Origin of the sequence: Paraglaciecola mesophila, from assembly GCF_009906955.1 — a bacterium.
Classification (GTDB): Bacteria; Pseudomonadota; Gammaproteobacteria; order Enterobacterales; family Alteromonadaceae; genus Paraglaciecola; species Paraglaciecola mesophila_A.
In genome coordinates, this window is the sequence record NZ_CP047656.1 from 4,658,344 (window position 1) to 4,672,760 (window position 14,417).

Sequence of the window (14,417 nt, forward strand, 5' to 3'; positions counted from 1 at the left end):
TTACCTTAATTATTTTACAAATGATTACGCCTACCGTTCAGCTGTAGGCGCCTTAACGTGGCTTATTTAACGCGCTTTAGCCAACCATGTACGTCAGGTGCTTTACCCCACTGAATATCATTCAGTGCTTGGCGTAACTTAGCTGTTGTTGGGCCGGCTTCGCCGCTACCTACCGTGTATTCTTTATCTTCATGTATAAAGGTGCCAACGGGCGTCAGTACAGCAGCTGTACCAGATAACGCAGCCTCAACTCCTGGTTTCGCGGCGCGCTCAAGTAGCTCAGCCACGGTGATATTCCGCTCGCTAATGGTCATGCCTAAGTCTTTGGCCAAGGTCAATATTGTGCTGCGCGTTACACCATGTAAAAAAGAAGAATCTAAGCCTTTGGTGATAATTTCATTGTCGTCTATCAATAAAAAGTTGGCTGCGCCGGTTTCTTGAACATCACCATTAGGGCAGAACAATATTTGGTCAGCGTTGTGATCAACACGCGCTTTAGAAATCGGCCCAAGTGCACTGGCGTAGTTGCCACCACTCTTTATCATGCCCATATGCGGCGCACAGCGCATGCCAGTTTCATCAAGTAATAAACGCAATGCTTTGGCTCCGCCAGTGAAGTAATCGCCCACAGGTGATAACAGTACATACAGCATCGAGTGCAATGATGGCACGGCTGCTTTGCCTATTGCCGCTTCAGTGCCAATATGAGTCGGGCGAATATACATAGAGCCTGGCGGTGACGGTACATCATCAACGTACTGAGCGACTATGTCTAAAATCATCTGAGCGACTTGCTCCTTATCGATTTCAGGCAATGACAGCAGGCGAGCACTTTGGGCAAAGCGTTCGATGTTTTGGTCCATGCGGAAAACATGCACACTACCGTCATCATGTTTGAATGCTTTTAAGCCTTCAAAGCAGGTGCTTGAGTAATGCAAAACATGTGCACCAGGGTGTAAATTGATGCTGTCTGCTGAAACGATTGTGCTCTCGCTCCATTGATTGTTTTCAAATGTAGTCAATGCCATTTCAGGCATGAAAACCGTACCAAATGCTGCCATCATTCTTTCCTAAATCGTGGGGTCACGGCGCAGCGGTATCACTGGTACCATGATCATTTACTGTTCAATTTGCTCAATTATTTAGTAAGCTAAAGACGAGCGCAATCCTTTCACTGAAAACTATTGTTAGGGATCGTGTCTGCTTAGCACTACGCGATTACTCATCGGCATGAGTACGCTGATACCTAGCGTTAGCCTTGCCAGCGAGCAATGGCTTGTTCAACGGTGAACTTCCCTTCAAGCAACGCTCGGCCGAGAATAACACCACTAACATTGGTCGGTTTTAGCACTTCGATATCGTCTAAATTACCGATGCCGCCAGAAGCTTGCCATTCAATAGTCGGGAACTTGGCCGCCATTTCGCTGTATAATTGATGGTTTGCCCCTTGTAGTGTGCCGTCACGGCTGATGTCAGTGCACAGTACATGTTTAGCCCCTACAGACAAAAAGTCTTCTAACAGGGCTTCTAACGATACCCCTGAGTTTTCTTGCCAGCCGTGGGTAGCAATAAACTTATTGCCTTGCTCGTCAATGTTAATGTCAAGCGCCAGAACTATGGCCTCGCTTCCGTATTTGGTCACCCAGCCTTTCACTAATTCAGGCTCTTTTACAGCAAGTGAGCCAATAACCACACGTTTTACCCCAAGTGCTAATAGTTGCGCTACGTCTTGTTCGCTACGAATACCGCCGCCGGCTTGAAACTGCATGCGTCCTGTGGCCACCATGTCACCAATAAGCGTTAACTGGCGCTTGCTGGTGTCTTTTGCGCCGGTTAAATCGACAATGTGTAACCATTTAGCCCCTTGATCAGCGTAGCTGTTAACCACGTCAATTGGGTCTAGTTCGTATTGGGTTTTTTGCTCGTAGTCACCTTGATAAAGTCGAACCACTGAGCCTTCAATTAAATCTATTGCAGGAATAATCATAATCTGGTTTATAACTCGATAAAGTTTTTAAGAAGGGCAGCGCCCGCGTCGCTAGAGCGTTCTGGGTGAAATTGCACCCCGAAGAAATTATCTTTATGCAGAGCAGCGGAAAAAGGCATACCGTAGTCGGATTGGGCTAAGGTGTGTTCACCCACAGCAACGGCAAAACTGTGCACAAAGTAAAAATAACTGCCAGCATCAATGCCTTTGAATAAGGTATTTTGCTCAGCGGGGAAGACAGTGTTCCAGCCCATGTGAGGAAGGCGTAAATCACCTACCTGCATACGTTGTACATCCCCGGGGATCATCCCTAAGCAAGGTGTGCTATCGACTAAGCTTTCTTCTGAGCGCTCAACCATAAGTTGCATACCCAAGCAAATGCCTAACACAGGCTGGGTTAAACCTTGAATACAAGACTTAAGCTGCTTAACTTCGATACTGGCCATGGCCGCGTTGGCACTGCCAACACCGGGTAAAAACACTTTATCGGCTTTTTGAATGACCTGAACATCATCCGACACAGCCACTTTTACCCCTAAGCGCTCAACGGCAAATTTTACCGATGAGATATTGGCGCAGCCTGTGTTAACAATAACAATATTCTGCTTGCTACTAACCAAAGGTGCTGATGTGCTCACTATAGTGTTCCTTTGCTGCTGGGAAGGGCTTCACCGTTTTTCTGAATAGCTTGGCGCAACGCGCGGCCAAACACTTTAAATAAGCTTTCTACCTGATGATGAGCATTGCCCTCTGAGGTGGATAAGTGCAAAGACAAGCCCATCGCTTGGGCAATAGAATAGAAGAAATGCGGAACCATTTCGGTGGCCATTTCACCCACTGTGTCACGGCTAAATTCAGCTTCGAATTTAAGGTGCGGACGGTTTGAAATATCCATAATGCACTCTGCACGGCATTCATCCATAGGCAGGGCAAATCCAAAACGGCCGATACCGCGTTTATCGCCTAGTGCTTTTTTCAGCGCCTCACCAAGGGCGAGTGCGGTATCTTCTACACTGTGGTGATCGTCTATGTGTAAATCGCCGTCAACACGCAGATTTAGCTCGAAGCCGCCGTGGGTGGCTATTTGATCAAGCATATGATCAAAAAAGCCAATGCCGGTTGCGATACTGGACTTGGCTTGTGAGTCCAAATCAACCTTAACGTGAATATCGGTTTCTGAGGTTTTCCGTACTACCTCAGCAATACGACTTGATGCCAACAACTGCTTGGCAATTGACGGCCAGTCTTTTGTTTCGCGATCGTAGCGGATACCCACAATGCCCATGTTTTCAGCTAGTTGAATATCGGTTTCACGATCACCAATCACGTATGAACGAGTGAAATCAATTTTACCTTGCTGTAAATAGTCTTTGACTAACCCTAAACTTGGTTTACGACAAGTGCAGTTATCTTCAGGGAAATGAGGGCAGATAAGCACGTCGTCAAAGACAATGCCTTGACTGGCAAAAATTGCCATCATTTTATCGTGGGGTAAATCAAAATCGGCTTGAGGGAAGCTATCTGTCCCTAAACCATCTTGATTTGACACCATCACCAAACGAAAGCCTGCGTTTTGAAACTGGGCTAATACTGGCATCACCATAGGCTCAAAAACCAGTTTTTCTAGTGTGTCGAGTTGCTTATCTATGGGTGGCTCTTCAACTAACGTACCGTCACGGTCGATGAATAAAATAGCTTGCTGACTTAGGCTCACGTTAGGCCTCCTGCGTAGATGTTTGAAGGGTGAAAAAACGACTGATTTCGCTCAGCAATTGTTTATTCTGCTCAGGGCTACCTACGGTAATGCGCAGGCAGTTGTCTAAATTCACTTGTTTTGACTGGTCGCGGATTAAAATACCGTTGGCAACCAAATGCGCCATTAATGCGCTCTTTTGCGGTGTACGAAATAGAATAAAGTTAGCTTTATCGTCACCGACTAACTCAATATCGTTAAATGCCGTTAACGCATTCTTAAGGTCGGCTTTTTCGGCGTTTAACAGGGCAACTTGTTGTGCAAGCGTTGCTAAGCCTTTTTGACCAAGGGCTTGAGCAGCAATTTGCGCCACTGGCTCAGGAATAGGGTAGGGTGCAATCACTTTCATTAACGCTTGAATGATAGGCGCTTGTGCAAGAGTAAACCCGCAACGCAAACCTGCTAAGGCAAACGCTTTAGACAGGGTGCGTAAAATGGCGATATTTGGATATTGGTTTAGCTGTGAGGCCCAGCTATTGTCTTGATCAAACTCAATATAGGCTTCGTCAATCACCACAATGGCGCTGTCAGCAAAATGCGCTATCACTTCTCGCAACTGATTTTTGTCTACACTGGTGCCAGTGGGGTTATTTGGCGAACAAATAAACACTAGGTTTACTTTGCCTTTAAACGCTTTGATTGCATCAACGTCGAGTGAAAAATCAGGATTAAGTGGCGCGCGCTCTACACCCACATCACAGGTTTCAGCACTGATGGCATACATGCCGTATGTGGGCGGGCAAATAAGGACGCTGTCTTTACCTGGAGTACAAAAAGCGCGAATGAGCAATTCAATGCCTTCATCTGCACCGCGACTCACCAGTAATTGGTCTGATTCTATACCGGCATATTGTGCGTAGGCATCAATAACTGCCGGAGGTTGGCAATCAGGGTAACGGTTAAAACGCTGCGCATCGATGTCATATTCATTGGCAAAAGGTGATTCGTTGGCATTTAACCAAATCTGCTGTTTATTGCCTGCACCTGAGAACAGGCGGCGGGCTGATTCATAGGGCTTCAATGCTTTAATATTGTCATTCAACAGCAAGTCGATAAGATTATTCACTGGTTCAGCCATTGTTTTGCTCCTGTTGCCCATTCAGAGTCTCTAATCGTAAGGCAACCGCTTGTTTGTGGGCGTCAAGGCCTTCAGCTTGGGCTAAATCCATGATGGCACTGCCGATATTTTGTAAGCCGCTGGCGCTTAGCTCTTGCACCGTGTAGCGTCGAATAAAATCAGCTAAACCTAGGCTTGAGTAATTGCGCGCATAACCGTACGTGGGCAATACGTGATTTGTCCCGCTGGCGTAGTCGCCAGCCGATTCAGGTGACCATTGACCAACGAAAATCGACCCTGCATTTTTAAGCTTAGGTAGACACGCTTGTGCGTCTTCCACTTGTACAATTAAGTGTTCGGGAGCGTACTGATTGCTAACCTCAATCGCGCTGTCTATAGAGTCGGTTAAAATATAACGGCTGTGGGCCATCGCCTTACGGGCCGTCTCTTGACGGCTAAGGGTAGCTAATTGGCGCGCAACCTCTTGTTCCGTGGCTTGGAGCAACGTTTGTGAATCACTGACCAAAATGGCTTGTGAATCAGCGCCGTGCTCTGCCTGCGACAATAAATCAGACGCGACAAATACTGGGTTAGCATTACTATCAGCAATCACTAATACTTCTGATGGGCCAGCAGGCATATCAATGGCTGGTCCCGCAGGAATGCGGCTGACTTGTTGCTTGGCTTCGGTAACAAAACTATTGCCCGGGCCGAAAATTTTATCGACTTTCGCAATCGATTCCGTGCCCAGTGCAAGCGCGGCGATGGCTTGTGCACCGCCCACTAAATACACTTCGTTGATATCACATAAACTGGCAGCGTAACGTATTTCCGCTGGCACCTGACCTTGTTTATTGGGCGGGGTACATAATACCTTGCGCGGGCAACCGGCAACCTGTGCGGTCGCACCCAACATCAGCACGGTAGAGATAAGCGGCGCACTGCCGCCAGGAATATACAAACCAACAGAATCTAATGGCGCATGCTTTAACTCACATACCACGCCGGGCGCGGTTTCCACTTTCACATCTACAGGCTTTTGTGCACTGTGAAAGACGTGAATATTGCGATATGCGGTATCAATCGCGGCTTTCACATGCTCGCTTATGTCGCGCTGAGCACTGGCTAATTCAGTTGCGGGTAAACCTAACTCGCTAAGTTCAACCCCATCAAACCGTGCGGTTAATTCACGTAGTGCGTTATCGCCGTTGTCGGCAACCTGCTGAATAATCTCAGCAACAGCACTACTGAGCGCCTTGTTATCCGCCATCGCTGGGCGGCTTAACAATGCCTGTTGTTGGCCTTCATTTAGGCCCGACCATGTTTGCATTTTCGTTCGTCTCACTGACCAATTAAAGGTATTCGTACTGCGTATTAGCTTGCTCAATTACACAATGAGTAACTGAACCACTAACCCATCATTTTTTCGATTGGCATCACCAATATGGAGCTGCAACCTAGGGCTTTAAGTTTTTCCATGGTTTCCCAAAACAGTGTTTCAGAGCTCACTACGTGTACAGCTACGGTGTCGTCGCTGCCCGCTAATGGCAATACCGTTGGGCTACCAGAACCAGGTAACAAGCTTTTGACTTGTTCAAGGTAAGTCTTAGGTGCGTGCAACATGATGTATTTGCTTTCTTTGGCCTGCATAACGCCATCAATACGGGGTAAGAATGTGCTAACCAATTGGGCTTTTGCTTCAGGTAATTCGCCAGCACGCTGAATAAGAACGGCTTTTGATTGAAAAATCTCTTCTTCTTCTTTTAGCCCGTTTGCTTCAAGGGTGGCACCGGTTGACACCAAATCACATATGGCATCGGCCACACCTGCCCGAGGGGCAACTTCAACAGAGCCTGTCAACATAACGGCAGATGCGTTAACGCTGTTTTCTTTAAAAAAACGTTCAAGCAAGAAAGGGTAAGTGGTCGCTACTTTTTTACCTTCTAACGACTGCACACCTTGATAATCAAACTCATTCGGTACGGCGATAGACAAACGGCATCCGCCATAATCTAAGCGACGCAAGGTTTTAAATTCGAATTTCTTACCTGATGCTTGACGCTCAAGCATTTTCTCTTCCAATTCATTTTCACCGATAAAACCTAGGTCAACCACACCGTCCATGACTAATCCTGGGATGTCGTCATCGCGAACGCGAAGTAGGTCGATAGGTAAATTGGTCGCGTGAGCAATTAACAAGCGGTCACGAATTTGCAGTTTAACGCCAATGGCTTTCAATAGCGCAATGCTGTCGTCGCTTAAGCGACCTGATTTTTGAATTGCGATACGTAATCTGTTGCTGTCACTCATAAGTTGCTTGTCCTATTATCATTTGCGTTAATTCATCTTACCGATGCTCATGAATTATATATTTTTCAATGCCTTAAATGAAAAACCCCCGGAAGTTTCCTTCCGAGGGCTAGTTAATCGTTACGCCGCAGGAAGGAATCAATAGACCTTCCAGCACCAACCTGAAAGGTTATGCTATATGATGGTGATGTTTCGCTGGCGTAATTGAGATAAACATTGTAATTCTTGGGCCGTGTTTCGACTGAGGGCGCAAACATTAGCTAATTGGCTTGCTTAATGCAATAGTAAACTTCTAACTTTTTGCGCTAATGTGTGCAAAAGTGTTGCAAGGCACTTTGCAGGGGGCAACAGGAATAAGTTACTGCTAAAAAGCATAATTTAAATGGGCTCAGTTTGGCTTTTGTACTTGCACTTAAGCGCACATTCGGGTTAACGGTTTTATGCTCGTTGGAACCTTAATATGCATGTGTACTCTACATTTATGTAGTGTGACGACAGGTAATGAGCAACATTAGCTAGCAAGCTCGAGATAGTCGAAGTGCTTTTAGGATCGTGCCGTAGTTTACGGGTAACACTATTTAACGGTAATGAACGGGAGAGAGTGATGTTGAATGACTTACTATTTTCGATTCTACCAAGGGAAGGGAAGTCGCCGATTGCCCATGATGAACTCAAGGTGAAGAAAATTGATAAAAAGGAGGCGCTAAAAAACATTGACGAAGACAGCGCACCTTATCGGGCAGATAAAGATGACCCGAGGGAAAAAAAGCGCCAACGTAATAATCAAGAAAATCAGGTTGCTAAACAGCAAGTCGCGTCCCAAAGCACACCAGATAAAAAGCCAAAAGAGCAGTCTAAAAAGACTGATTCGGATGATCCTAAATTTATTGATATTGAGGTCTAACTTATGGCAACAGCAACCTGTTGGCAGTGTGGTACGTTTCTAGAGGGCATTATTACCCCTGTATCTCGCCGCGAAGAATGTAGCCAATGCCAAACGGATATACATGCGTGCAAAATGTGTCTTTATTACGATGCGCAAAATCGCACTGGCTGTGATGAAGAGCGCGCAGAGTATATCGTTGACAAAGAGCGGGCAAACTTTTGCGAGTACTACGGGTTATCCAGCAAAGCGTTTGATGACACTAAGCTAGACAAACAGCGTCAAGCGAAGGCGCAACTTGCTGCTTTATTTGGTGATGACACAGACGATAATATTAAAAGTGACACTGAGGTCGAAAATAGACCTAAAGGGAGTTACTCCATTGATCCTGATGATAAAGGTAGCGCTTCAGATTTAATAGAACATGAAACACCCGCACAAGCCGCTGAACGTAAATTACGAGCGTTGCTGAACCAATAAGAAGCGACTTTTATACCAAAAATTCTACTTAACGAGACGCAGACTTGTTTCATTCGTCTCGTATATCAATCTCTTGTTTACATTTTATTTACCATTTCAATTTGAAATAACTCCATAATATCAATTGGTTGCAATTTGGGTTGTGTATCTTTTGTTTAAACCGTACACAACTATTTGACAAATTATAGGGAGTGCCTTAACTTATGTCTTATATAAGACATAATATTGAATTTAATTAGCGTCTTTTTATTACTTGTAGCCTTTTACCCTAGGAATGATTGTATGTCACTTAGTCAGAGCAAAATGCCAAAAGTCGGTTTCGGCCTTTGGAAAATCCCCCAAGATATTTGTGCAGATGCTGTTTACGAAGCCATCAAAGCAGGTTATCGCCATTTAGACAGCGCTTGTGATTACGGTAACGAAGTACAAGTTGGTCAAGGGATTAAGCGCGCCATCGACGAAGGACTGTGTACTCGAGAAGACCTTTGGATCACCTCCAAGTTATGGAATACCTATCATGCTAAAGAGCATGTGCAACAAGCAATTGAGCGTTCATTGTCAGATCTTCAGTTAGAATATTTAGACTTGTACTTGATTCATTTCCCTATCGCTCAGCCGTTCGTTGCTTTCGACGATCGTTATCCGCCTGAGTGGATCACCGACCCGAGCGCGGAAAATCCTAAAATGGAATTGGCCCCGGTACCTTTGTTTGAAACATGGCAAGCCATGGAAGCCTTGGTCGAAAAAGGCCTGACCAAAGAAATTGGTGTATGTAACTACAACACAGGTTTGCTAAACGATTTGATGGCCTATGCCAAAATCAAGCCTGCCATGTTGCAAGTAGAATCACACCCTTATTTGACTCAAGCGCGTTTAATGAAATTGGCCAAGCAATACGACATTCAAGTGACAGCCTTTTCACCCCTTGGCGCATTGTCATACCTTGAACTGGATATGGCAGGTGCTGCTGAATCTGTACTTGAACAAAGTGTTGTTAAAGCTGCGGCCCAGCGTTTAGGTAAAACGCCTGCTCAAGTCGTACTTCGTTGGGGCGTTCAACGGGGCAATGCGATTATTCCTAAAACCTCTAAACCTGAGCGCTTAGCGGAAAACTTAGCCATTTTTGACTTCGAATTGTCGCAGCAAGAAATGGACGATATCAATGCCTTGAACAGCAACCGCCGTTTTAATGATCCTGGCCATTTCTGTGCAGAAGCATTTAATACTTTTTATCCAATCTACGATTAGGGTGTCCTTATGTCAGAACAAGCGATTAACTATGTTGATGTACCTCATCAACTCAAAAGCGGTGATTCAGTTTTCCCTCGAGTCGTACTAAACGATGGCTCTTTGCAGACTTTAGATGAATGCGCCGCATGGATTGAACAAAATAAAGCCGCACTTGAAGCTGAACTAAAAGAGTCAGGAGCGATTTTGTTTCGTGGTTTCCCACTTAATTCAGCGGAAACGTTTGATGAGTTTTCGAATGCGTTTGGCTATCCAAACTTTACCTACAAAGAATCCTTGTCAAACGCGGTGCGTATTAATTTTACAGAGCGAGTGTTTACTGCCAATGAAGCACCTAAACATGTAGAAATATTTTTGCATCACGAAATGGCCCAAACGCCTATTTCACCAAGCAAGGTATTTTTCTTCTGTAAAACAGCCGCGGATGAGGGTGGGGCAACGCCTATTTGTCGGTCTGATTTGTTGTTCGCTGAGCTAAAAGCGCAACAACCTGCATTAGCACAAGACTTTATCAATAAAGGCTTGAAATACACTACGCATATGCCAAGCGAAAACGATGTGAACTCTGGTCAAGGGCGCAGTTGGAAAAGCACGCTAAGCGTTGAAAGCCAAGCAGAAGCGGAAGCGAAGCTAAAAGAACTCGGTTACAGCTGGAAATGGACGGAAGATGGTGGTTTACGCGCTACTACGCCGGTTCTGCCAGCCGTTGTGAAGCTAGAAAACGGTAAAGAAGTTTTCTACAACCAACTTATTGCCGCGTTTATGGGCTGGAAGGGCGTACGTGAAAATCCTTCAAGTGCGATTACCTTTGGCGATGGCAGTGCTATTCCTGTTGAAGGTTTACAATTGGCAACGGATTTAGCCAAAGACTACACCTTTGATCTGCCGTGGCAGGACGGTGATGTTGCCTTGGTTGATAACTACATGAGTATGCACGGACGTCGTTCATATTCTGGTGAGCGCAAGCGTGAAGTGCTAGTCGCATTAGCCATGGATTAATTACGCAGCTCTCGTAATACATCTTAACAATCTTAAACGCCCACCTAAATTCAGGTAGTGATAAATATGGATAAAATAAAAACATTGCTACCTGGCATTATGGTGGCGACAACTGTGGGCATGGCGGCGCTTTTTTTAAGTGAGCATTACGGTGCGCCCGCCATGCTATTTGCCTTATTGTTAGGCATCGCCATGTCCTTTCTACATCAAGGTACGCAATGTAAAACAGGTATTGAATTTACTGCCAGTACCATACTGCGTATCGGCGTAGCACTACTTGGATTACGGATTGCCTTTGGGGATCTAATCGCACTGGGTTGGAAAACAGGCCTGTTGCTCGTGGTGGCCATCATGAGCACTATTTTGCTTGGTATCGTGTTAGCCAAAGCATTTGGTTTACAAAAACGTTTTGGCGTACTCACTGGCGGAGCTGTTGGGATATGCGGTGCGTCGGCTGCAATGGCGATTTCTGCTGTGTTGCCTGAAGGCAAAGATAAAGATCGCGACACCCTGTTAACCATCATTGGGGTGACAGCATTATCGACTATGGCCATGGTGGTTTATCCTATTATCGCTGGCATGTTAGGGCTAGATGAAACAGCCACCAGTATTTTCCTTGGAGGTACTATTCATGACGTGGCTCAAGTAGTGGGTGCAGGCTATTCAGTCTCAGAGCAAACAGGGGTGTTAGCAACGCTGACCAAATTGGTACGTGTCGCCCTGTTGATGCCGGTCGTGGTGTGTATTTTGTTGGTGCTGCGGATGAATATGGATAAAACTAGTAATGCAAAAGCCCCAGGTATTCCATTGTTTTTAATCGGTTTTGTTATTTTAATGAGCATTAATAGCGTGGTAGCCTTGCCAGAGGCATTGACCAAAATATCTACCGATATCTCACGTTTTGCATTAGTTATCGCCATCGCGGCGATTGGTATGAAATCAAATTTAAGTCAATTATTGACGGTTGGTTTCAAACCTATTTTGCTGCTGATGCTAGAAACGGCATGGATTGCTGGATTGATATTGGTATGCCTTCCATATCTTTAAATTTTCTTAAAAGAGGTGATGTCATGAAACCAGCACAGGCCAAGCCTGAGTCTATTTTTTCTTCTGCCAATGAGCCTTCGGCAATTTCCAATGATTCAAATACCGAATCTGTTTCAAATGTATCTTTATCTGACGCAGCGTCTTCATCCCTAGCACCCGAGGCGAGTGCGTCTCGTGGCTTATCTCGTCGTCGCTTTATATTAGGACTTGGCGCATTCGCTGGGGCGCAAAGCTTATTAGCGCCGATTCTCCCTTCAGGTATGATTTCAAGTGCGTTTGCGCAAACAAATAGCCCGTCCACAATTGTGGGCAAAAGTGCGGGCTTGGTGGTGTTGAATGACCGCCCTATTAATGCAGAAACGCCTGCACATATGTTGGATGACAAGATCACCAAAGCTGAAAATATGTTTGTGCGTAACAATGGTATTCCCCCTAGTGAAATAGACCCGCAAACCTGGGTGCTAACCATAGAGGGTGAATCTGCCAAGCAGCGCAAACAATATAGCCTAGCTGATCTAAAAGAGAAGTTTACGCATCATAGTTACCAGTTGACACTAGAGTGCGGCGGCAATGGACGTGCTGAGTTTAGCCCAGGTGCCAAAGGCAACCAGTGGACCACAGGTGCGGTAGCATGTCCGAAATGGACAGGCGTACGCTTAGCCGACGTACTTAAAGACGTAGGGATAAAAGACGACGCGGTTTACATTGGTTACTACGGTAAAGATACGCACATTAGCGGCGATCCGAGCAAAGAAGCAATCTCTCGCGGTGTGCCAATCAGCAAAGCGTTAGAAGAAGAAAACCTCATTGCTTGGGCGATGAACGACGCCGATATTCCGCTGATGAACGGGCATCCACTGCGTTTGGTTATAGGCGGGTGGCCTGCATCTACCTCGGGGAAATGGCTTGAGCGTATTGTGATCCGCGACCAAGTGCATGACGGCGCGAAAATGGCGGCACCTGCTTATCGTGTTCCTTGTGAGCCCGTTGCGCCGGGTAGCAAAGTGGCGGATGAAGACATGTGTATTATTCACGCTATGCCTGTTAAGTCGCTTATTACGTTTCCTAAATCGGGGGAAAATCATAAACAGTCAGAAGCATTTGCCGTACGCGGGCATGCGTGGGCAGGTGATAAAAGCGTAAAGCAGGTTCAAATTTCTATCGACTTTGGTCAAACTTGGCAACAAGCCAAGGTTGAAAAACCGGTTAATCGCAATGCTTGGCAGCAATGGCAGAGCGAAGTTCAGTTTCCCTCCAAGGGCTACTTTGAGGTTTGGGCTAAGGCGACAGACAATGAAGGCGTCAGCCAGCCTATGATTTTGCCGGGCTGGAACCCCAAAGGATATCTAAACAATGCGTGCCATCGCGTTGCTGTGCAGGTAGTGTGAGGATGCTAGATTTAACCTTTACATCGTTGCCTGCTAAACGCTTGCTCACAGGATTATTTTGTTTTTATATGACTTGCACTTCGCCAGCTTGGGCGAGCGAGCTGGGAGACAAAGCACAAATCGATTCAGCATCTGGGCTCGTGATACAGCCCGGGTTTGAAATGGTGAGGGCCCACTGTACTGCCTGTCATTCTGCTAAATTGGTGACTCAAAACCACATGAGTAGAGAGCGCTGGCTAAGTACAATTCGCTGGATGCAGAAAACCCAGAATTTGTGGGCACTGCCTCGAGAGGACGAAATACTCGATTATTTGAGTGCTAATTATGGTGAGCGAGATATGGGCCGAAGGGCACCGCTGCCAGCGCATTTGATGCCGAAAAGTTGAGTTTACATCTTTTGAAGCCTAGCCCGTGCTAGGCTTTTTTATGCCTGACTATGCATTGAGTTAGTCAGTGCATGGCAGTTCGTAAACCAACTCTTGTACGCTTTTAGGAATACTGCGATAGCGCTTATCGATATGTAAACGCGCGGCCATGGTGTCTTCAAACAACATAAAATGACGGAGTAAGCATTCGTCGAGATCGTCAGTTTCATCAGACCAAGTTTCTTTCAAAAATGGGGTTAGAGAAGCTGCCGCATGAGCATACATCATGATTTGCCATTTTATATCCCACATTCGAATCTTTGCCTCCGGCAGGAGAGTGTTATGCGCGTTAACTAAACCTTCAACAAAGTCTTCGATATCTTCACCGCTGCCTAGAAAATAATCGAGAAGGGCGTCTTCTTGGCGTACTGCATCGGCAATTAATTGTACTGGGCGTTTAAAAAGCAGCATATAGGCCATCATTCGCTTAATAAACTCGAATAGTTGTACGTTGGCAGGAGCGGTTTTAGGAATGTTCTGATAGACAGTTGCCACATATTTTACGATAAATTCGTGCAGCTCATCGCTGATGTCGTGCCAAATTTTTTCTTTGCTACCGAAATGATGGCGTATCAGACTATGAGAAACGCCGGCTTTTTCACTGATATTGCGCAGAGAAACACGTTCATATCCGAGTTCACAGAACAGCTCTGCGGCAACCTGTAATATCTCGACCTTTGTTTGCTCTGCGTCTTGAGCACTTCTTCGGCCTTGCTTTCTTTCACTCATAATTTTTCAACTTAACGATCTTCTTAAGCGCGTTTCCGCTTATGCTAATGTCTGCAATATTATATTGTCCAGTTGGAAAATAATACTTGATCTAGCTATTACTTTCAATAT

The 14,417-nt window shown here is 45.7% G+C and carries 15 protein-coding genes and 1 other annotated feature; of the genes, 7 read left to right on the forward strand and 8 right to left on the reverse strand.

The genetic code is table 11. The features are described 5' to 3' along the window. Positions 1 to 62: 62 nt before the first annotated feature. The 7 genes from FX988_RS19980 to hisG all read right to left on the reverse strand — a co-directional run bounded on the left by FX988_RS19980 (position 63) and on the right by hisG (position 7,107). Positions 63 to 1,061: a branched-chain amino acid aminotransferase gene (locus FX988_RS19980; RefSeq protein WP_160182244.1), complete on the reverse strand. Its 999-nt coding sequence runs from the start codon at positions 1,059 to 1,061 to the stop codon at positions 63 to 65. 191 nt (positions 1,062 to 1,252) lie between these two features. Beyond that, complete coding sequence (hisA, locus tag FX988_RS19985) at positions 1,253 to 1,987, reverse strand: 1-(5-phosphoribosyl)-5-[(5-phosphoribosylamino)methylideneamino]imidazole-4-carboxamide isomerase (RefSeq protein WP_160181825.1); 735 nt, start codon at positions 1,985 to 1,987, stop codon at positions 1,253 to 1,255. 8 nt (positions 1,988 to 1,995) lie between these two features. After that, entirely contained in the window at positions 1,996 to 2,625 is a 630-nt protein-coding gene (gene hisH / locus FX988_RS19990; RefSeq protein ID WP_160181826.1) for an imidazole glycerol phosphate synthase subunit HisH, read from the reverse strand. Beyond that, positions 2,625 to 3,701, reverse strand: a complete 1,077-nt coding sequence (gene hisB, locus FX988_RS19995) for a bifunctional histidinol-phosphatase/imidazoleglycerol-phosphate dehydratase HisB (protein WP_160181827.1) — start codon at positions 3,699 to 3,701, stop codon at positions 2,625 to 2,627. Before hisB ends, hisH begins: the two co-directional genes overlap by 1 nt. A gap of 1 nt (position 3,702) precedes the next feature. Then, the gene (gene hisC, locus FX988_RS20000; protein ID WP_160181828.1) at positions 3,703 to 4,818 is read right to left on the reverse strand and encodes a histidinol-phosphate transaminase; all 1,116 of its coding nucleotides are present in this window, start codon (positions 4,816 to 4,818) and stop codon (positions 3,703 to 3,705) included. Beyond that, entirely contained in the window at positions 4,811 to 6,127 is a 1,317-nt protein-coding gene (gene hisD, locus FX988_RS20005; protein ID WP_160181829.1) for a histidinol dehydrogenase, read from the reverse strand. Before hisD ends, hisC begins: the two co-directional genes overlap by 8 nt. Positions 6,128 to 6,207: 80 nt before the next feature. Then, entirely contained in the window at positions 6,208 to 7,107 is a 900-nt protein-coding gene (hisG, locus tag FX988_RS20010; RefSeq protein WP_008306280.1) for an ATP phosphoribosyltransferase, read from the reverse strand. Positions 7,108 to 7,187: 80 nt separating this feature from the next. Then, positions 7,188 to 7,301: a sequence feature (His leader region), on the reverse strand. Positions 7,302 to 7,711: 410 nt separating this feature from the next. Between hisG and FX988_RS20015 the strand changes: the two genes are divergently transcribed. From FX988_RS20015 to FX988_RS20045, 7 genes are all read left to right on the forward strand, one after another. Further along, positions 7,712 to 8,011, forward strand: coding sequence for a hypothetical protein (locus tag FX988_RS20015; protein WP_160181830.1), 300 nt, complete (start codon positions 7,712 to 7,714; stop codon positions 8,009 to 8,011). Between the two features lie 3 nt (positions 8,012 to 8,014). Next, on the forward strand, positions 8,015 to 8,470 hold the full coding sequence (locus FX988_RS20020) for a hypothetical protein (RefSeq protein WP_160181831.1): 456 nt from the start codon (positions 8,015 to 8,017) through the stop codon (positions 8,468 to 8,470). 282 nt (positions 8,471 to 8,752) lie between these two features. After that, complete coding sequence (locus tag FX988_RS20025) at positions 8,753 to 9,718, forward strand: aldo/keto reductase (RefSeq protein WP_160181832.1); 966 nt, start codon at positions 8,753 to 8,755, stop codon at positions 9,716 to 9,718. A gap of 9 nt (positions 9,719 to 9,727) precedes the next feature. Continuing rightward, entirely contained in the window at positions 9,728 to 10,717 is a 990-nt protein-coding gene (locus FX988_RS20030) for a TauD/TfdA family dioxygenase (RefSeq protein ID WP_160181833.1), read from the forward strand. A gap of 66 nt (positions 10,718 to 10,783) precedes the next feature. Beyond that, on the forward strand, positions 10,784 to 11,764 hold the full coding sequence (locus FX988_RS20035) for a YeiH family protein (RefSeq protein ID WP_160181834.1): 981 nt from the start codon (positions 10,784 to 10,786) through the stop codon (positions 11,762 to 11,764). 23 nt (positions 11,765 to 11,787) lie between these two features. Then, complete coding sequence (locus tag FX988_RS20040) at positions 11,788 to 13,152, forward strand: sulfite oxidase (RefSeq protein WP_160181835.1); 1,365 nt, start codon at positions 11,788 to 11,790, stop codon at positions 13,150 to 13,152. Between the two features lie 2 nt (positions 13,153 to 13,154). Next, the gene (locus tag FX988_RS20045; RefSeq protein WP_160181836.1) at positions 13,155 to 13,538 is read left to right on the forward strand and encodes a hypothetical protein; all 384 of its coding nucleotides are present in this window, start codon (positions 13,155 to 13,157) and stop codon (positions 13,536 to 13,538) included. Between the two features lie 60 nt (positions 13,539 to 13,598). Here the strand turns inward: FX988_RS20045 and FX988_RS20050 are convergent, their stop codons facing one another. Then, positions 13,599 to 14,306 (reverse strand): TetR/AcrR family transcriptional regulator, encoded by a 708-nt coding sequence (locus tag FX988_RS20050; protein WP_160181837.1) that lies wholly within the window; start codon positions 14,304 to 14,306, stop codon positions 13,599 to 13,601. Between the last annotated feature and the right edge of the window lie 111 nt (positions 14,307 to 14,417).

Bases quoted from the DNA above. Each gene is read 5' to 3' on its own strand.
- FX988_RS19980 (WP_160182244.1), bottom strand. From the start codon at position 1,061: ATGGCAGCATTTGGTACGGTTTTCATGCCTGAAATGGCATTGACTACA.
- hisA (WP_160181825.1), bottom strand. From the start codon at position 1,987: ATGATTATTCCTGCAATAGATTTAATTGAAGGCTCAGTGGTTCGACTT.
- hisC (WP_160181828.1), bottom strand. From the start codon at position 4,818: ATGGCTGAACCAGTGAATAATCTTATCGACTTGCTGTTGAATGACAAT.
- hisD (WP_160181829.1), bottom strand. From the start codon at position 6,127: ATGCAAACATGGTCGGGCCTAAATGAAGGCCAACAACAGGCATTGTTA.
- hisG (WP_008306280.1), bottom strand. From the start codon at position 7,107: ATGAGTGACAGCAACAGATTACGTATCGCAATTCAAAAATCAGGTCGC.
- FX988_RS20015 (WP_160181830.1), top strand. From the start codon at position 7,712: ATGTTGAATGACTTACTATTTTCGATTCTACCAAGGGAAGGGAAGTCG.
- FX988_RS20020 (WP_160181831.1), top strand. From the start codon at position 8,015: ATGGCAACAGCAACCTGTTGGCAGTGTGGTACGTTTCTAGAGGGCATT.
- FX988_RS20025 (WP_160181832.1), top strand. From the start codon at position 8,753: ATGTCACTTAGTCAGAGCAAAATGCCAAAAGTCGGTTTCGGCCTTTGG.
- FX988_RS20030 (WP_160181833.1), top strand. From the start codon at position 9,728: ATGTCAGAACAAGCGATTAACTATGTTGATGTACCTCATCAACTCAAA.
- FX988_RS20035 (WP_160181834.1), top strand. From the start codon at position 10,784: ATGGATAAAATAAAAACATTGCTACCTGGCATTATGGTGGCGACAACT.
- FX988_RS20040 (WP_160181835.1), top strand. From the start codon at position 11,788: ATGAAACCAGCACAGGCCAAGCCTGAGTCTATTTTTTCTTCTGCCAAT.
- FX988_RS20045 (WP_160181836.1), top strand. From the start codon at position 13,155: ATGCTAGATTTAACCTTTACATCGTTGCCTGCTAAACGCTTGCTCACA.
- FX988_RS20050 (WP_160181837.1), bottom strand. From the start codon at position 14,306: ATGAGTGAAAGAAAGCAAGGCCGAAGAAGTGCTCAAGACGCAGAGCAA.